This is a genomic window from Streptomyces sp. LN549 (assembly GCF_043203805.1).
Classification (GTDB): domain Bacteria; phylum Actinomycetota; class Actinomycetes; order Streptomycetales; family Streptomycetaceae; genus Streptomyces.
Genome location: NZ_JAZHRI010000002.1, coordinates 6,072,891 through 6,090,903, shown reverse-complemented (window position 1 = coordinate 6,090,903; position 18,013 = coordinate 6,072,891). Strand labels below are relative to the sequence as shown.

Below are 18,013 nucleotides of genomic sequence, written 5' to 3'. Positions count from 1 at the left end.
CTTGACGTCGGCGTCAAGGCAAGGGCGGACGGACACACGGACGGACACACGGATGCGGCCGGTACGGGAATCCCGTACCGGCCGCATCGGCAACGCGTTACACCTTCGCGAGCGAGGGCTGCTCCTCGCCGCCGTCCCTGGCCTCGGGGACGTACGGCTCGGCGGGACCCTCGTCCGTGATCATCTTCTCGTCGAACGGAAGCGCTCCGGAGAGGACCCGGTCCACCCGCTCGCGGTCGATCTCCCTGGTCCAGGTACCGACGAGGACCGTGGCCACCGCGTTGCCCGCGAAGTTCGTGAGGGCGCGGGCCTCGCTCATGAAGCGGTCGATGCCGACGATCAGGCCGACGCCGTCCACCAGCTCGGGGCGGTGCGACTGGAGGCCTCCCGCGAGGGTGGCCAGTCCGGCGCCGGTGACGCCCGCCGCACCCTTCGAGGCGATCACCATGAAGACCAGCAGCGAGATCTGCTCGCCGATGCTCAGCGGGTCACCCGTCGCGTTGGCGATGAAGAGCGAGGCCATCGTGAGGTAGATCGCAGTGCCGTCGAGGTTGAAGGAGTAGCCGGTCGGCACGGTGATGCCGACGACGGGCTTGCTGACGCCCATGTGCTCCATCTTCGCGATCAGCCGGGGCAGGGCCGACTCGGACGAGGAGGTGGAGAGGATGAGCAGGAACTCCCGGCCCAGGTACTTCAGCAGGGAGAAGATGTTGACCCCGGCCACCAGGCGCAGGATCGTGCCCAGGATCACGAAGACGAAGAGCGCGCAGGTGATGTAGAAGCCGATCATGATGACCGCGAGGGACTTCAGCGCGTCCACGCCGGTCTCGCCGACCACCGCGGCCATGGCGCCGAACGCGCCGACCGGGGCCACCCACATGATCATGGCGAGGATGCGGAAGACCAGGCGCTGGATGTGGCCGATGCCGCGCAGGACCGGCTCGCCGGCCGAGCCCAAGGCCTGGAGCGCGAACCCCGCGAGCAGGGCGATGAGCAGGGTCTGCAGGACCTCGCCCTCGGTGAAGGCCGACACGATGGTGGTGGGGATGATGCCGAGCAGGAAGTCCGCGGTGGACTCGCTGTCCCCCGCCTGCGCCTCACCCGCGGCGCGGGTCGCCTCGGTCAGGTGGAGGCTGGAGCCGGGCTCCAGGATGTTCCCGACGACCAGGCCGATGGCCAGGGCCACGGTCGACATCACCAGGAAGTAGCCGAGGGCAAGACCGCCGACGGCGCCGACCTTGGCTGCCTTGCGTACGGAGCCGACTCCCAGCACGATCGTGCAGAAGATGATCGGCGAGATCATCATCTTGATGAGGTTGACGAAGCCGGTCCCGATCGGCTTGAGCTCGACGGCGGCGTCCGGAGCGACGAGGCCCACCAGGATGCCCAGCCCCACCGCAGCGATCACGGCGAGATACAGATACTTCGTACGGTCCCGCTTGGCGGCGGCCACTCCCACGGGGGTCTCCTCGGCTCGTTCTTGTCCCTCCCCCGTCCCTGGGGGCCCCGGCGACTATCCCGCCCCCTGTGATGCCGGTCACCCTTGCGTGCATTTCGTTCACAAGAGGGGCCGGCCCCCGATGGCCGGCCCCTCTTGGGTTTTCGGACAGGCAGACTGTGGCCATGCGCTTTCCCCGTACCCGCCCGCGCAGCCTGGCGGGCCAGCTCTTCGCCATGCAGGTGGTGCTGGTCGCGGCCGTGGTGGCGGGGTGCGCGTTCTTCGCGTACGTCTCCGGCAGCGGCCAGGCCAAGGAGACGGCGACCCGGCAGGTGCGGGCGGCCGCGCTGGCGATCGCCGGTTCGCCGTCGGTACGGGAGGCGATCCGCACCCCGGACCCGTCGGCCGTGCTTCAGCCGTACGCGGAGCAGGTCCGCAAGGACACCGGGATCACCTTCGTCACCATCATGGATCCGCACCGGGTCCGCTGGACGCACCCGGACGCCGAGCGGATCGGCGAGACCTTCCTCGGGCACACCGCGCGGGCCCTGCGCGGTGAGACCTTCTCGGAGACGTACACCGGCACGCTCGGCCCCTCGATACGGGTCGTCACGCCGATCCGGGACGGCGGCAGGATCGTCGGCCTCGTCAGTGCGGGCATCACGGTCGAGCGGGTCTCCTCGCAGGTGCGGGCGCAGCTGGGCGCGCTGGGGCTCGCGGCGGGCGCGGCACTGGCGCTCGGCGGTCTCGGCACGTACGTGATCAACGCCCGGCTGCGGCGGCACACCCACGGGATGAACGCCGCCGAGCTGAGCCGGATGCACGACTACCACGAGGCCACCCTGCACGCGGTGCGCGAGGGGCTGCTGATGCTGGACGGGCAGCGCAGGATCGCCCTGATCAACGACGCGGGCCGCGAGCTGCTGGGGCTGGCTCCCGGCACGGTCGGGCGCCGGGTCGCCGAACTCGACCTGCCGGCCCCGCTGACGGGGGCCCTGCTCGCCTCCGAGGAGCGGGTCGACGAGGTGCATCTGACGGCGGACCGGGTGATCGTGGTGAACACCCGTCCGGTGGTGGGCGGGGAGCGGCGCGGCACCGTCGTCACCCTGCGCGATCACACGGAGCTCCAGGCCCTTTCCGGCGAGCTGGACTCCGAGCGCGGGTTCACCCAGGCGCTGCGCTCGCAGGCGCACGAGGCGGCGAACCGGCTGCACACGGTGGTCTCGCTGATCGAGCTGGGCCGGGAGCAGGAAGCGGTCGGCTTCGCCACGGCGGAGCTGGAGCTGGCCCAGGTCCTCACCGACCGGGTCGTGGACGCGGTCGCCGAACCGGTGCTGGCGGCGCTGCTGCTCGGCAAGGCGGCGCAGGCGAACGAGCGCGGGGTGGAGCTGGTGCTGGCGGACGACAGCCTGATCGACGACGGTGCCCTGCCCGCGACGCTGCCGCAGCGCGACCTGGTGACCATCCTCGGCAACCTGATCGACAACGCGGTGGACGCCGCGTCGGAGTCGGTGGCGGGCACCCCCGGTGCCGACGGAGGCGGCGTCCCCGTCCAGCGCACGGGCCCCCGGCCGGCCCGCGCCCGGGTCACGGTCACCGCACTCGCCGGCGACGGGGAGCTCCTGCTGCGTGTCGCCGACAACGGGGCGGGCGTCGGACCGGCCGACGCCGCGGAGGTGTTCCGCCGCGGCTGGTCGACCCACGGCGCCGGCCGCGGGCTAGGCCTGGCACTCGTCCGGCAGGCCGCACACCGCAACGGCGGGGCCGTGGTACTGGAGCAGGGACCGGACGGCGGCGCGGAGTTCACGGTACGGCTGCCGCTGCCGCGGGGCAGCGGCGCGCAGAAGGAGGCGGCCCTGTGAATCCCGTGATCCAGGTGCTGGTCGTCGAGGACGACCCCGTCGCCGCCGACGCCCATCAGCTGTACGTGGACCGCGTCCCGGGCTTCTCCGTGGCGGCCGTCGCGCACACCCGGGCCGAGGCGGTGCGGGCACTGGACCGCGTACCGGTCGATCTGCTGCTCCTCGATCTGTACCTGCCCGACGGCCACGGTCTCCAGCTGCTGCGTGCGCTGCGGGCCGCCGGGCACGCGGCCGATGTGATCGCGGTGACCTCGGCGCGCGATCTGGCCGTGGTCCGCGAGGGGGTCTCGCTCGGCGTCGTCCAGTACGTGCTGAAGCCCTTCACCTTCGCCACGTTGCGCGACCGGCTCGTCCGCTACGCCGAGTTCCGGTCCACGGCCGGCGAGGCGAGCGGCCAGGACGAGGTGGACCGCGCCCTGGCCACCCTGCGCACCCCGCAGCCCGCCCGCCTGCCCAAGGGCCTCAGCAGCCCGACCCTGGAGGCGGTGACCCGTGTGCTGCGTGCGGCCCCGGACGGCGTGACGGCGGCGGCGGCCGGGCTGGAGCTCGGCATCTCCCGCATCACCGCGCGTCGTTATCTGGAGCACCTGGTGACGGCGGGGCGGGCGGTGCGCAGTCCGCAGTACGGGCAGATCGGGCGCCCGGAGCTGCACTACCGATGGCTGGCCGAGGGGCGCTGAGCGGGGTCCGCGGTGCCCCGGAAGGGCCGCCCGGCCTGGACGTTCCTACGAGCCGTGGTCTCGGGCGAACACACCGTAGTCATATGCCCTCCGGCCTCCTACGGTGGGGCCGTGCACCCCACCCCGCCTTTCAACGCCCCCGCCGCGCGCAGACTGCGCGAGGCCCTGGGGATGGCTCCGGGCCATGTCGCCTACGGCCTCGGCGCCCAGTACGGCCTCCGGATCAGCGCCGAGACGGTCGTCGGCTGGGAGCGCGGACTCGCCCGGCCGACCGATTACGAACTCACGGCGCTGGCCGGTGTGTTGTGGTGCGCTCCGGGCGAACTCCTCACCGACGCCCGGACGCTCCGCGAGCACCGGATCGCCCGGGAGCTGACCGTGGACGAGCTGGCGGGGCAGGTGTCCATGTCCGTGCCCTCGTATCTGCGGATGGAGGAGTCGGGCCGCTGGCGGGGCAACGAGCGCCAGTCCGCGGCCCTCATCGAGGCGCTGGGACTCAACGCCGCCGGATTCGTGACGGCCTGCGGGCGGGACGAGGAACTGGCCGAGCTGCTGCGCAGTTCGGTGACGACCCGTTGGCAGGCTTACGTCAGGCCGGTGTCGAAGCTCGCGCCGGTGGACCGGTCACTGCTCCAGGAGATGCTGGAGCGACTGCACTCGGACTACCAGGCGCTGATGGCGTCCACGCTCAGCTGGAGCAGCACGGGCACGGAGCCGGCCGGTGCGACCGGGGAAGCCGGCCGGGCGTTCCTGGCGGGGATCGTGGAGCGGTTCTGGGAGACGGCGGAGGCGTAGGTGCCCGGGGCCGCACGCTGCCCGGCGGGGCGGGAGGTGTCAGGCGCCGGCCGCCGTCCGCGCCGGTCCGGGCCCGGCGCCGCGAAAGCGCGCGCCCGGATGCCGTTGACGGCTCGGGCTTCTGCTGAAAGCTGAGCCCAGCCATGTCCGGGTCCTGACGTCGCGCTTCCGCGAGCCACAGCCCGACGCGGCGTCTTCCGTCCAGGACGGGCCCCGGCCGTCCACGAGGCCGGTCGGGGCCCGTTGGTCACGCCACGCGCCGGTACCGGCTCAGAAGACCGATTCGGCCTCGTGCATCCGGTCCAGGGGCACCGTCTTGAGCCGAGTGACCGCGTCGGCCAGCGGCACCATCTCGATGTCGTTGCCGCGCAGGGCAGTCATCCGGCCGAAGTCACCGCGGTGCGCCGCCTCCACCGCGTGCCAGCCGAAGCGGGTGGCGAGCACCCGGTCGTACGCGGTCGGCGTGCCGCCGCGCTGCACATGGCCGAGGATGACCGGCCGGGCCTCCTTGCCGAGGCGGGTCTCCAGCTCGACGGCGAGGCGGTTGCCGATGCCCTGGAAGCGCTCGTGGCCGAACTGGTCGATCGCGCCCTTGGCGTACGGCATGGAGCCCTCGGCCGGGTGCGCGCCCTCGGCGACGCAGATGACCGCGAACTTCTTGCCGCGCGCGAAGCGTTCCTCGACCATCTTGACGAGGTCCTCGACCTGGAACGGCCGCTCGGGCAGACAGATGCCGTGCGCACCGCCGGCCATGCCGGACTCCAGCGCGATCCAGCCCGCGTGGCGGCCCATGACCTCGACGACCATCACGCGCTGGTGGGACTCGGCGGTGGTCTTCAGCCGGTCTATGGCCTCGGTGGCGACGCCCACCGCGGTGTCGAAGCCGAAAGTGCGGTCGGTGGCCGAGATGTCGTTGTCGATGGTCTTCGGGACGCCGACGACGGGCATGCCCGCGTCCGACAGCATCCGGGCGGCCGTGAGGGTGCCCTCGCCGCCGATCGGGATCAGTGCGTCCATGCCGTAACGGCGACTCAGCTCGGCGCAGTTCTCCGCCGCTTCGCGCAGCCGGTCACGCTCCAGGCGGGCGGAGCCGAGGATGGTTCCGCCGCGGGCGAGGATGCCGCTCACCGCGTTGAGATCGAGGGGGCGGAAGTGACCGTCGAGGAGGCCCTTGAACCCGTCCTCGAACCCGATGACCTCGTCTCCGTGCCCCACAACGGCACGGTGCACGACCGAGCGGATCACTGCGTTCAGGCCTGGGCAGTCGCCGCCTGCGGTGAGAACTCCGATGCGCATCGTGCTGTATCTCCTGCTCGCTGGGGCCCGTCGTAAGCCGTACGGGCCGGGGGCAACGGCGTGATCCCCCGTACCGTGAGTCGCGACGATTGTCCCACGTCAGGTCCGTACCTCGCGCTTTCGGCTGCTCCATGGGCGGCCGGACCGGCTGCGGCGGCTGCTACGACGGCTGCGACCAGGGGCTTTCGCCCGGCGGGCGACCTCTCGGTCCCCGCAGGTATCGTCAAACAGGCGATACCACTCGAACCGGACAACGTACCGGACAAGAGATGACGGGAGAGCACGCGTGACGCGCAGCGTGTACGTGACCGGGATCGACCGGGGAGACGGCCGTCAGGTCGTCGATCTGGGAGTCATGGAGCTACTGACGCGTCAGGTGGACCGGGTCGGGGTCTTCCGGCCCCTGGTCCACGACGACCCCGACCGGCTGTTCGAGCTGCTGCGGGCCCGCTACCGGCTCTCCCAGGACCCGGGAACCGTCTACGGCCTCGACTACCACCAGGCCTCGGCGATCCAGGCGGAGCAGGGTACCGACGAACTGGTCTCCCGGCTCGTCGAGCGCTTCCGCCGGGTGGCCGCGGAGTACGAGGTGGTGCTCGTCCTCGGCAGCGACTTCGCCGCCACCCAGCTCCCCGACGAGCTGGCCCTGAACGCACGCCTCGCCAACGAGTTCGGCGCCTCGGTCCTCGCGGTGGTCGGCGGCCAGGGCCAGGACGCGGAGTCGGTGAAGGCCGAGACCCGCAACGCGTACCGCGCGTACGCCGGTCTGGGCTGCGACGTGCTGGCGATGATCGTGAACCGGGTGGCCTCCGCGGACCGTGAGGTGATCGCGGAGCGGCTCTCGGCCACGCTGCCGGTGCCCTGTTCGGTGCTGCCCGACGACCCGGCACTCTCCGCGCCGACGGTCGCGCAGATCACCGCGGCCCTGGACGGCACGGTGCTGCTCGGTGACGACGCGGGCCTGGCGCGGGACGCCCTGGACTTCGTGTTCGGCGGCGCGATGCTGCCGAATCTGCTGAAGGCACTGACCCCGGGGTGCCTCGTGGTGACCCCCGGGGACCGGGCGGACCTGGTGGTCGGCTCGCTGGCCGCGCACAGCGCCGGGACACCGCCCATCGCGGGCGTGCTGCTGACGCTGAACGAGCGGCCGGGCGAGGAGATACTCAAGCTGGCCGCACGGCTCGCACCGGGAACCCCGGTCGTCTCGGTGGCCGGCGGCTCCTTCCCCACGGCCGGGGAGCTCTTCGCCCTGGAGGGCAAACTGAACGCGGCGACGCCGCGCAAGGCCGAGACGGCGCTGGGCCTCTTCGAGCGACATGTCGACACCGGGGCCCTCCTCGACCGGATCTCGGTCGCCCGCAGCGGCCGGGTCACTCCGATGATGTTCGAGCACGAGCTGCTGGAGCAGGCGCGCGCGGACCGGCGCCGGGTGGTGCTGCCGGAGGGCACCGAGGAACGGGTGCTGCGCGCCGCCGACGTACTGCTGCGGCGCGACGTCTGCGACCTCACGCTGCTCGGCGACCCCGACGTCATCCGCAAGAAGGCCGCGGACCTCGGCATCGACCTGGCCGGCACCCAGCTGATCGACCCGCAGACCTCCGAGCTGCGCCAGGCGTTCGCGGAGCGGTACGCGCAGCTGCGCGCCCACCGCGGAGTGACGGTCGAGCTCGCGTACGACGTCGTCTCGGACGTCAACTACTTCGGCACCCTGATGGTCCAGGAGGGGCTCGCGGACGGCATGGTCTCCGGGGCCGTGCACTCCACCGCGGCGACGATCCGGCCGGCCTTCGAGATCATCAAGACGAAGCCGGACGCGTCGATCGTCTCGTCGGTGTTCTTCATGTGCCTCGCCGACAAGGTCCTGGTGTACGGCGACTGCGCGGTCAACCCGGACCCGAACGCGGAGCAGCTCGCGGACATCGCCGTGCAGTCCGCGGTCACCGCCGCCCGCTTCGGCGTGGAGCCCCGGATCGCGATGCTCTCGTACTCGACCGGGACCTCGGGCGCGGGCGCCGACGTCGACAAGGTCCGTGAGGCGACGGACCGGGTGCGCGCGAGCCGCCCGGACCTGATGATCGAGGGCCCGATCCAGTACGACGCCGCGGTGGAGCCGAGCGTCGCCGCGACGAAGCTGCCCGGCTCCGAGGTGGCGGGCCAGGCGACGGTCCTCATCTTCCCGGACCTGAACACCGGCAACAACACCTACAAGGCCGTGCAGCGCTCGGCGGGCGCCGTGGCCGTCGGCCCGGTCCTCCAGGGGCTGCGCAAGCCCGTCAACGACCTGTCAAGGGGCGCACTCGTCCAGGACATCGTCAACACCGTGGCCATTACGGCGATCCAGGCACAGGGCGAGGAGCGACCCGCATGACCACCCCCACCGCAGAAGACACAGCAGGCACCGGAGCGAGCCGGGTGCTCGTCCTCAACTCCGGATCCTCCTCCGTGAAGTACCAGCTCCTCGACATGCGCGACCACTCCCGGCTCGCGGCCGGCCTGGTCGAGCGGATCGGCGAGGAGACCTCCCGGCTCGTCCACACCCCGCTGGCCGGCGGCGGCGGAGAGCCCCGGGAGCGCATCGGCCGGATCCCCGACCACGAGGCGGCGCTCAGGGCGGCCGCCGAGGAACTCGCCGCCGACGGGCTCGGGCTGGACTCCCCCGAGCTGGCCGCCATCGGCCACCGAGTGGTGCACGGCGGGCTGCGGTTCACCGAACCGACCGTGATCACGGACGAGGTGCTGAAGGAGATCGAGCGCCTGGTGCCGGTGGCGCCGCTGCACAACCCGGCGAACATCACCGGCATCCGTACGGCCCAGGCGCTGCGCCCCGACCTGCCGCAGGTGGCGGTCTTCGACACCGCGTTCCACACGACGATGCCGGAATACGCCTCGCGGTACGCGATCGACGTGGAGACGGCCGACGCCCACCGGATCCGCCGCTACGGATTCCACGGCACCTCGCACGCGTACGTCTCCCGCAAGACGGCCGAGCTGCTGGGCAGCGCCCCCGAGGACGTCAACGTCATCGTGCTGCACCTGGGCAACGGCGCCTCGGCCTCGGCCGTGGCGGGCGGCCGGTGCGTGGAGACCTCGATGGGACTGACCCCCTTGGAGGGGCTGGTCATGGGTACGCGTTCCGGGGACATCGATCCGGCGGTCACCTTCCACCTCAAGCGGGTGGCGGGCATGTCCGCCGACGAGATCGATGAACTTCTCAACAAGAAGAGCGGTCTGGTCGGCCTCTGCGGCGACAACGACATGCGGGAGATCAGGCGCCGGGTCGACGAGGGCGACGAGCGGGCCGCGCTCGCTTTCGACATCTACGTCCACCGGCTGAAGAAGTACATCGGCGCCTATTCGGCGGTCCTCGGGCGGGTGGACGCGGTCGTGTTCACGGCCGGGGTCGGGGAGAACTCGGCTCCGGTACGGGAGGCTGCCATCGCGGGTCTGGAGGAGCTCGGCCTTGTGGTGGACGCGGATCTCAACGCCGTACGGTCCGGCGAACCGCGGCTGATCTCGCCGAATTACGCACGGGTCGCGGTCGCCGTGGTGCCGACGGACGAGGAGCTGGAGATCGCCGGTCAGACCTTCGCACTGGTCGACAACTGAGCACCCCCGCGCCCCTTTGTATCTTCCACCAGACGGAATATTCCGCAGCGAAACAAACCGATAGGATCCGCCTCATGCGCCGTTCCAAAATCGTCTGCACCCTCGGTCCCGCCGTCGACTCCCATGAGCAGCTCGTCGCTCTGATCGAGGCCGGCATGAGCGTGGCCCGATTCAACTTCAGTCACGGTTCCCACGCGGAGCACCAGGGTCGTTATGACCGGGTCCGCAAGGCCGCCGCCGAGACCGGCCGGGCGGTCGGCGTGCTCGCCGACCTCCAGGGCCCGAAGATCCGCCTCGCGAAGTTCGCCGAGGGCCCCGTCGAACTGGTCCGCGGGGACGAGTTCGTCATCACCGCCGAGGACGTCCCCGGGGACAAGTCGATCTGCGGCACGACCTACAAGGGTCTGCCCGGCGACGTCACCAAGGGCGACCCGATCCTGATCAACGACGGCAACGTCGAGCTGAAGGTCGTCTCCGTGGACGGCCCCCGCGTCCACACCATCGTCATCGAGGGCGGGGTGATCTCCGACCACAAGGGGATCAACCTGCCGGGTGCGGCGGTCAACGTCCCCGCCCTGTCCGAGAAGGACATCGACGACCTGCGCTTCGCCCTGCGGATGGGCTGTGACCTGGTCGCGCTCTCCTTCGTGCGGGACGCGAGCGACGTCAAGGACGTCCACAAGGTCATGGACGAGGAGGGCCGCCGGGTCCCCGTCATCGCCAAGGTCGAGAAGCCGCAGGCCGTCGACAACATGGAGGGCGTCGTCATGGCGTTCGACGGTGTGATGGTCGCCCGTGGCGACCTCGCCGTCGAGTACCCGCTGGAGAAGGTCCCGATGGTGCAGAAGCGCCTGGTGGAGCTCTGCCGGCGCAACGCCAAGCCGGTGATCGTGGCGACCCAGATGATGGAGTCGATGATCACCAACTCGCGCCCGACGCGCGCCGAGGCGTCCGACGTCGCCAACGCGATCCTGGACGGTGCCGACGCGGTCATGCTGTCCGCGGAGTCCTCCGTGGGCGCGTACCCGATCGAGACGGTCAAGACGATGTCGAAGATCGTCGTCGCCGCCGAGGAGGAGCTGCTCTCCAAGGGCCTCCAGCCGCTGGTGCCGGGCAAGAAGCCCCGCACCCAGGGTGGTTCGGTGGCCCGCGCGGCCTGCGAGATCGCGGACTTCCTGAACGGTGAGGCACTGGTCGCCTTCACCCAGTCCGGCGACACCGCCCGCCGCCTCTCCCGCTACCGTGCCGCCCAGCCCATCCTGGCCTTCACCACGGACGAGTCGACCCGCAACCAGCTGGCCCTCAGCTGGGGCGTCGAGGCCTACGTGGTCCCGCACGTGGACAACACGGACGCCATGGTGGACCTGGTCGACGCGGAGCTGCGGAAGCTGAACCGCTACAGCAACGGCGACACGATGGTCATCACGGCCGGCTCGCCTCCCGGCATCCCCGGCACGACCAACATGGTGCGCGTGCACCACGTGGGCGGCCAGAGCCGCGACTGACCGCGCGCGTCCGCCCCGGACATGACTGTGGGCCGTACCCCGAAGGAAGGGGTACGGCCCACAGTCTTTCTGCGGCTCCCGGACGGGTCAGGGTGCGTCAGCCGGTGCCCTGGGTGAAGTAGTTCTGCAGACCGGGCACCGTCAGCGTCCCGCCGAACTGGCCGGCCTGCGTCACCTTCACGTTGGTGAAGAAGGCGAACGGCACGTTCAGCGGCGGCGGGGTCTCCGGGCTGAAGGTGATCGGGATGAGGCCGAAGAGGTTGCCCTTCAGCTCCTCCGTGTACATCGTCACCGTGCCGTTGCGGATGGTGGACGTGGAGCCCTTCCGCGCCTTCACGTGACCCGTCACGCCGTCCATCGGGCCGACCGTCAGCTGGTGAAGGTCCTTGATGTCGACGGAGGAGGCGGTGAACTTCAGCACCTTCTTCGTGGTGCCGTCGCCCTTCTCCACCTCGACGATGCCCTTGTAGTCGAGTCCGCTCAGGGTGAGCATCGAACTCTCCAGGATCCACGGGTCGTTCGGGAGGCGGGGGATGCCCTGCTCCAGATCGGCCGCGGCCAGGGCCTCCGGGTCGGCGGTCGGGCACGGGAAGGGCTGCTTGGCGCCGTCCGGGATGTCCTCGTCCGCCTTGGGGTCGAGCCCCTTGACGTCCTCGTCGAGCTCCTCGACCGGCTTCCCGGCCTTCTCCGCCGCCTCGCGGATGGCGTCGGTGGTCTTGTCGACCGTGCCCTTCGCCGCGTCCGTGACCTTCTCGACGGGCTTCTCGGCGGACCCGTCGGCTGTATTGCCGGCCGCCTTGTCCGTGGCCTCCGCGGTGGCGGACTCCGAGGGCTCCGGGGCCGCAGTGGTGGCACTGGCGGTCGGGCTCTCCGTCTCCTTGTCCGGTCCGTCGAAGAGGTCCTTGAGCGCGTCTCCGACTCCCAGCGGGTCGAGCGGGTTCGTCGACTTCGTGGGGGTGGGACTCGGGCTCGCCGTCGCAGCGGGGGCGTCGGCGCTCGTCCTGGCCGCGTCGGCCGTCGCGTCGGCCGTCGCTTCGTCCGTGGCGCTCGCCGACGGGGTGGCCGTGGGCTTCGGGGTCGCCTCGCCGCTCTTGTCCGGCGTGGGCTTGGCGCTCTCGGTGGCCGACGGGGACGGCGTCTTCGACGCCGAGGGCGACGGATCCGCCGACTCGCTCGGCTCGTCGGAGCGCGTCACACAGGGGCCGGGCGCGAAGGGGATGTCCGTGCTGTCGTCGGCCATCGCGAGCTTCGGGGTGAGCCCCATCCCGACGAAGACCGCCGTCGGCATCGCGGCGAGCGCGAACGCCTTCTTGCCGGCAGGCATGTGCAGCTTCGTCAGCAGCGACTTCCTGGGGGCTGCGTGGCGCGGCCCTCTTCGCTCCTCGAGCCCGCCCTCGCCCGAGGCGTTCACCTGCCTGTCGTCACCCCGCACGATGCCTCCCGCCGTCGACCTCAACTGTCGTGTCGTACTGCGCCGGCTGCTGCTCGGGAACACCCATCCCGTGGAGCGCACCCTCGGGATGGACCGGGGCGGCCTGCCCGTCCTTCGCGAACGAGCTACCGTCCAGCGCTTCCGCGCCCAGAAGTTCCGGCTCCTCCTCGCCGAGAAGGCCCTGGGCCGGGCCGGGTTCGTCCGCCTTCGGCTCGCCCGGGACCCAGGAGACGGAGAGTGCGCCACCGATAAGGGCGAACAGGAAGCCGATCAAGAAGCCGCCGATGTTGGCGACGGGTATGGAGATCAGCGCCAGCAGGATCGACGCGACACCGGCGAACACCCGGACGATGTGGTGGAACCACATCGTCAGACCCAGTGTGATCAGCAGGACCCCGATGATGAGCGATCCGGCGCCCGCGGTGGTGGACATGGCCAGCGTCATGTTGCCGAGGTGCATGTTCGCGTACGGGAAGTACGCGATGGGTACACCGCCCAGCATGGTGAACAGGCCCGCCCAGAACGGCCGGTTACCCCGCCAGGTGCGGAAGCTCCGCCGGTAGACGCTGAGGTAGTGCTCGTTCTGCCCTTGGGATTCGGGGCTCATGGAAAACAGCTCCCTGGAACCGGTACTGCTGTGAGAAAGAGAAGGGTGGGTGGCCGGGGGTCCGCTGCGAGGCGTACCCCGGCCACCCGGGCGAGTGCTTAGTAGCACTCCTTGACGCCCTTGAGCAGCCTCAGCTTCAGGTCAGGAAGCTTGAAGGTGCCGGCCGTCGTGGCCCACGCCTGCTGCTTGACGCCCGTCAGCTTGGCTTCCTCGGCCCGCTGCGAGAACCCGTAGGGGTTGGCCTGGGTTCCGGGCTGGATGCCCGTGCCCTTGTCGTTGCGCTTCAGCGAACCGGCAGCGACGCCGATGTCGATGTTCTTGAACTCGGCGTCCGCGTCGAGCTGCGACACATCGAGGTACAGACCCTCGGCGTAGACCTTGTCCTTGCCGGTGCCGGCCTTGAGCTGCAGCGTGATGCTGCCGAGACCGAACGGCAGGTCAGGAGTGACGACCGACTGGCACATGTTGGTGATGGTGGCGTCGTGGAACCCCGACACGGCGACCGGGGCCGCCTGGTCCTTGCCCTTGAGGTCCTTACCGGTCGCCACACTGCCGTACTGCACGAAGTCATGGCCGACCAGCTCATCCGCGCTGACCTTGAACTCCTGGCCGGACACGCTGAACGACGCGGCGAGCGCGCCCTGTGCCAGACCGACACCCACCGCGGCGGTGGCTATGACGCTCGGCACCATGACGACAGCGAAACGCTTCCATCTCGTGCCACCGCGAACCTGGGAACTCATACTTTTCCTCCTTCTCGGACGTACATCTCCGGCCTGGCATCCTGCCCGACCTGGGATGGGAGAAGTGCTACGTCCTCGGAAAGGAGAGCGCCTGCAAACGGAGGCTTGAACCGCGCCCGAATCACTGGCGATCACCCCCGAGCGACAACCACTGGCCACGCGTTCGCGCAACCTGTTTCGGACAGGCCCTGCCGGTCAGCAGGAACCCCCCTGTCCGGAGTCGGCGCCACTGCCGCCGACCCACTCGGTGGGGACCCAACAGAGCCGCCGCACCGACTGGCAGCCGGACTGGCGTTATTGGACCGAGCGTGGCCGATCGTGGTCCATTCGCGGCCGTGACACAAGGGGGTTCGTTACTCGCTAGTAACGGCCCGATAACCGACCCGCGACCGCGCGGCACCGAGCGGCCACACAGGGTTGCCCCGGCCCGGCAGACGAAAGCCATCATTGGGGAGTGAAATCGGACAGATCGCGATGATCGATTTACTGCGAGTAACAGGCCGTGCTTTTATCAAGATTTGGTAAAGCAGAGGGGTCTCTTATCGCCAGAACGCGAAAACGGCCGTGACCCCCACCGGGAGCCACGGCCGTGTTGTCAGATCAGAACAAGACGCGCGCGAGTGCGGTGCGCGCGGCGCCGACGCGCGGATCGTCGGGGCCGATCACCTCGAAGAGCTCCAGCAGGCGGACCCGTACCCGGTCCCGCTCGTCGCCGAAATTCCGTCGGACCGTTTCGACGAGACGCCCGAACGCGTCCTCGACATGACCGCCGACCAGATCGAGGTCGGCCGCGGCGATCTGCGCGTCCGCGTCCCCCGGGTTCTCGGCGGCAGCCTTGCGGACCTGCTGCGGGTCCATCTTCTGGACCCGGGCCAGGAGTTCCGCCTGCGCGAGGCCGAGCTTGGCCTCGCTGTTGGCCGGGTCGTCGGAGAGGACGTTCTTGTACGCCTGCACAGCGCCGGCGAAGTCATTGGCGTCCAGCGCCTGCGCGGCCGCCTCCAGAAGCGCGTCGTACGGCCCTGCGGGCACCTCAGGGGCTTCGGTGGCCGCGTCCGGGCCCGCCGCGTCCTGGTCGACCGGAATACCGGTGAGCCCGAACCGCTCCTCGCCGACCTGGATCAGCTGGTCCAGCGTCTGCCGGATCTGGGATTCGGGGGCGGCGCCCTGGAAGAGGGGCAGCGCCTGTCCGGCGACGACCGCGAAGACGGCCGGGATGCCCTGGATCCCGAACTGCTGCATCAGCATCTGGTTGGCGTCGACATCGACCTTGGCCAGCAGGAACCGGCCGTTGTACTCGTGGGCCAGGCGCTCCAGGAGCGGACCCAGCTGCTTGCACGGCTCGCACCACTCGGCCCAGAAGTCGATGACGACGGGGACTTCGGCGGAGCGCTGGAGGACGTCGCTCTCGAAACCCGCCTCATCGACATCGATCACGAGGGAGGACGGGGGCACGGCTGCGGGGCCGCCCTGCCGGGCGGACTCGGCACGGGCCTGCTCCGCCTTCACCTTGGCCTCACCGGCCGCCTTCACCGCGGCGAGGTCGACGACGCCGCTCATGGACATGTTCCTAGGCTGCATGCGTACATCCTCCCCCCTCGTCGCCCTGTTCCGGAAAGCGTTACGGGAACCGCGCCCGTCCGCAGCCCCCGCCGGTGTGCGAGGTGCACGGACAGACACGGTCCGAGGGCCCCTGAAAGACCCGGTTCGGCGCCCGGTCCCCACCCGGCGCCTGTGGCTGTTGCTCGTTCGTGGCGCCACAACGGCTGGACCGTCGCTCTTACGCTACGACCCGTAGCGTAACTGGCCCTCACCCTCGATGCACAAGAGTGTTCGGTGATCTGTCTCACGGTGAACGGGGTCGGCCGGAACTAGCTACCGGCGGGTATGGTCGCGGGATGCTGAGCCGAAGCCACCCCAAACCCTCCCGAACGGGACGTCCGCGCAGTGTCGCGGCCGACGAGGCGATCCTCGAGGCCACCAGAGCCTCACTGGTCGACCTCGGCTGGTCGAAGCTGACGATGGGTGATGTGGCGACGCGCGCGGGGGTCGCCAAGACGACCCTGTACCGGCGCTGGGCCGGCAAGAACGAACTGGTCGTGGACGCCGTGGCGGTGCTCTTCGACGAGCTGGAACTGCCGGACCTGGGTAGCCTGTCCGCCGATGTGCAGGCGGTGGTGCTGCAGTTCGCCGCGCTGCTGGAGCGGCCGGAGACCCAGACGGCGCTGATGGCGGTGGTCGCGGAGTCGACCCGCGACGAGGCGCTGCGGACCCGGATCCGCGACTCGATCGTGAACCGGCAGAAGCGCCTCGTCCTCCAGGGCCGGCAGCGGGCGCAGGAGCGGGGCGAACTGCCCGTCGAGCAGGACGAGGCCACGGCGGCGCTGACCGCCGACCTGATCTTCGATGTGATCGCCGGTGCGGTGGTCCACCGGGCACTGGTGAGCGCCGAGCCCGTCGACGAGGACTGGGCCCGGCGCTTCACGCTGCTGCTGCTGGCGGGGCTGGGCGCGGCCGCTGCGGGTTAGCCCGGGCCTTCGTGGGACCAGGGCATGCGATATGCCCAATATGAGCGTCATGCCAGATTGAGCTGATCTCAAATTGTAACGAGGGAAACTTCCTGTCGCCGGTAAGATCATTTCGCTTTGCCTTCGCCCGCGAGAGACGCCAGGAAAGAACAAGAACGTGAGACTGCGTAGGGCCCTTCCGATCGCTTCCGTTTTGTCGACGCTGCTGGTGATCTCCGCGTGCAGCGGCGAGTCGGCAGATTCCAGTGAAGGAAAGCCGAAGGCGAGCGCGAAAAGCACGCAGAGCGCCGAGGAGAAGGAAGCCGCAGAGGCAAAGCGCGTCGGCGCCCTCGACACCGAGCACCTCGAAAAGGCGACTCTCACGGGAACGACCAAGGGGATCAACGCCAAGAAGGTGGCCAAGGCAGAGGTCGAGGCCGGACGCGGGATGAAGGCGGACAAGAAGGTCTGTCAGCCCCTCGCCAGTCTCATCGGCGGCTTTACGCACATCCCTGCGGTGAGCGAGGCGCACCGGTCCCTCCAGCCGGTCAAGGCGACCAATGCGACCGTCGGCTCGATGTGGCTCGCCTCGCACTCCGAGAAGAACGCCACTCAGGTCATGAAGGATCTCCGCACTGCGGTCACCGCGTGCCCCAAGGGGTTCAAGACGCTGGGCCTCACGTACGGCAAGGTGGAGAAGCTTCCTGCGACCGAGCTCGGCGACGAGAGCGTCGACTACCGGATCACGGGTGACATCGGCAAGCAGAAGGTGCCGATGACGTACACGGTCGTTCGCAGCGGTGGTGTCATCGCCGCGTTCTACGGCGTGAACATGCTCGACATGAAGAACGCGGCGATCCCGAAGAGCTTCATCCAGGCGCAGCTCGACCGGATCGCGGGTGAGACGGGCTGACGCAGCCGGCCCGCGCGGACGGGGGGGTTCCATCCCGTCCGCGCGGGCCGTTCTCAGGCCCGTCCGCGCGGGCCGTGGTCAGGAGCCGATACCCCTGCTCGGGTCGGGGCGACTACGCCGGCCGGCCCGGCCCCTCCCCCCGGAGATCAGCCTTCGACACGGATCAGGAAGGGACTCATATCGTCGTCGGCGTCGCCGGCCCGAAAGCCCGCAGATCCGAGAATTGCGATCAGCGTCGCGCACATGTGCTCGGTCACGAAGCCGAAATGCCGGAATGCCGGCGCCTGGACCTCGCCCTTCTGCGCACTTTCCGCTGCAGCTCGGCTGAGGGACGGATCGATGAGCCACTGGACGAAGACTCCGCCCTCGGAGCCTTCTGCCGGGTCCGCCCAGACCAGCGCGCCCAGCGCGGCAGCCGGTTGGTTCACGTCCCGATGCACGGAGAATCCGGCCCTCGCCAACGCTTGGGCCACCTTACCGGCCAGATCGTTCCGTTCGGCGATCTCCGCCTCACTCGCCTTTTTGATTTCGAACATCACTACCTGCTGCCATTTCGCCATGCGGTCAGGAAAAGGGTGGGTGACCCGGCCGGGTCACCCACCCTTTTACATCCTACGGGATCAGTGGGTCGA

15 protein-coding genes are annotated in these 18,013 nt (G+C 70.0%); 8 read left to right on the top strand and 7 right to left on the bottom strand.

Going from position 1 to position 18,013, the window contains the following annotated elements; genetic code table 11:
- Window positions 1–97: 97 nt before the first annotated feature.
- A complete protein-coding gene (locus tag SH922_RS27785) occupies window positions 98–1,459 on the bottom strand; it encodes a cation:dicarboxylate symporter family transporter (RefSeq protein ID WP_393060559.1) in 1,362 nt (453 codons plus the stop codon).
- A gap of 164 nt (window positions 1,460–1,623) precedes the next feature.
- Between SH922_RS27785 and SH922_RS27780 the strand changes: the two genes are divergently transcribed.
- The 3 genes from SH922_RS27780 to SH922_RS27770 all read left to right on the top strand — a co-directional run bounded on the left by SH922_RS27780 (window position 1,624) and on the right by SH922_RS27770 (window position 4,775).
- Entirely contained in the window at window positions 1,624–3,300 is a 1,677-nt protein-coding gene (locus tag SH922_RS27780) for an ATP-binding protein (RefSeq protein ID WP_393060557.1), read from the top strand.
- Between the two features lie 5 nt (window positions 3,301–3,305).
- On the top strand, window positions 3,306–3,980 hold the full coding sequence (locus SH922_RS27775) for a response regulator (protein ID WP_393063712.1): 675 nt from the start codon (window positions 3,306–3,308) through the stop codon (window positions 3,978–3,980).
- Between the two features lie 171 nt (window positions 3,981–4,151).
- On the top strand, window positions 4,152–4,775 hold the full coding sequence (locus tag SH922_RS27770) for a helix-turn-helix domain-containing protein (RefSeq protein ID WP_393063711.1): 624 nt from the start codon (window positions 4,152–4,154) through the stop codon (window positions 4,773–4,775).
- A gap of 270 nt (window positions 4,776–5,045) precedes the next feature.
- On the opposite strand, the gene SH922_RS27765 is transcribed toward SH922_RS27770, so the two are convergent.
- A complete protein-coding gene (locus SH922_RS27765) occupies window positions 5,046–6,071 on the bottom strand; it encodes an ATP-dependent 6-phosphofructokinase (protein ID WP_393060555.1) in 1,026 nt (341 codons plus the stop codon).
- A gap of 286 nt (window positions 6,072–6,357) precedes the next feature.
- Between SH922_RS27765 and pta the strand changes: the two genes are divergently transcribed.
- From pta to pyk, 3 genes are all read left to right on the top strand, one after another.
- On the top strand, window positions 6,358–8,439 hold the full coding sequence (pta, locus tag SH922_RS27760; protein ID WP_393060553.1) for a phosphate acetyltransferase: 2,082 nt from the start codon (window positions 6,358–6,360) through the stop codon (window positions 8,437–8,439).
- Window positions 8,436–9,677 (top strand): acetate kinase, encoded by a 1,242-nt coding sequence (locus SH922_RS27755; protein WP_393060551.1) that lies wholly within the window; start codon window positions 8,436–8,438, stop codon window positions 9,675–9,677. Before pta ends, SH922_RS27755 begins: the two co-directional genes overlap by 4 nt.
- A gap of 74 nt (window positions 9,678–9,751) precedes the next feature.
- Window positions 9,752–11,182 (top strand): pyruvate kinase, encoded by a 1,431-nt coding sequence (gene pyk, locus SH922_RS27750; RefSeq protein WP_393060549.1) that lies wholly within the window; start codon window positions 9,752–9,754, stop codon window positions 11,180–11,182.
- Between the two features lie 97 nt (window positions 11,183–11,279).
- Here pyk and SH922_RS27745 read toward each other — a convergent pair whose 3' ends face one another.
- The 4 genes from SH922_RS27745 to SH922_RS27730 all read right to left on the bottom strand — a co-directional run bounded on the left by SH922_RS27745 (window position 11,280) and on the right by SH922_RS27730 (window position 15,542).
- Window positions 11,280–12,614 (bottom strand): hypothetical protein, encoded by a 1,335-nt coding sequence (locus SH922_RS27745; RefSeq protein ID WP_393060547.1) that lies wholly within the window; start codon window positions 12,612–12,614, stop codon window positions 11,280–11,282.
- A complete protein-coding gene (locus SH922_RS27740; RefSeq protein WP_393060545.1) occupies window positions 12,604–13,221 on the bottom strand; it encodes a DUF6114 domain-containing protein in 618 nt (205 codons plus the stop codon). The genes SH922_RS27745 and SH922_RS27740 overlap by 11 nt, the downstream gene beginning before the upstream one ends.
- 98 nt (window positions 13,222–13,319) lie before the next feature.
- Window positions 13,320–13,964, bottom strand: a complete 645-nt coding sequence (locus SH922_RS27735) for a DUF6230 family protein (RefSeq protein ID WP_393060543.1) — start codon at window positions 13,962–13,964, stop codon at window positions 13,320–13,322.
- A gap of 600 nt (window positions 13,965–14,564) precedes the next feature.
- On the bottom strand, window positions 14,565–15,542 hold the full coding sequence (locus SH922_RS27730) for a tetratricopeptide repeat protein (protein ID WP_393060541.1): 978 nt from the start codon (window positions 15,540–15,542) through the stop codon (window positions 14,565–14,567).
- A gap of 317 nt (window positions 15,543–15,859) precedes the next feature.
- Here SH922_RS27730 and SH922_RS27725 point away from each other — a divergent pair, with 317 nt between their 5' ends.
- Both SH922_RS27725 and SH922_RS27720 read left to right on the top strand, forming a co-directional pair.
- The gene (locus tag SH922_RS27725) at window positions 15,860–16,489 is read left to right on the top strand and encodes a TetR/AcrR family transcriptional regulator (protein ID WP_326657905.1); all 630 of its coding nucleotides are present in this window, start codon (window positions 15,860–15,862) and stop codon (window positions 16,487–16,489) included.
- A 157-nt stretch (window positions 16,490–16,646) separates the two neighbouring features.
- Complete coding sequence (locus tag SH922_RS27720) at window positions 16,647–17,381, top strand: hypothetical protein (protein WP_393060538.1); 735 nt, start codon at window positions 16,647–16,649, stop codon at window positions 17,379–17,381.
- Window positions 17,382–17,527: 146 nt separating this feature from the next.
- On the opposite strand, the gene SH922_RS27715 is transcribed toward SH922_RS27720, so the two are convergent.
- Window positions 17,528–17,941 carry a hypothetical protein gene (locus SH922_RS27715; RefSeq protein ID WP_393060536.1) on the bottom strand — a complete coding sequence of 138 codons (414 nt, stop codon included), beginning with the start codon at window positions 17,939–17,941 and terminating at the stop codon, window positions 17,528–17,530.
- Window positions 17,942–18,013 lie beyond the last annotated feature (72 nt).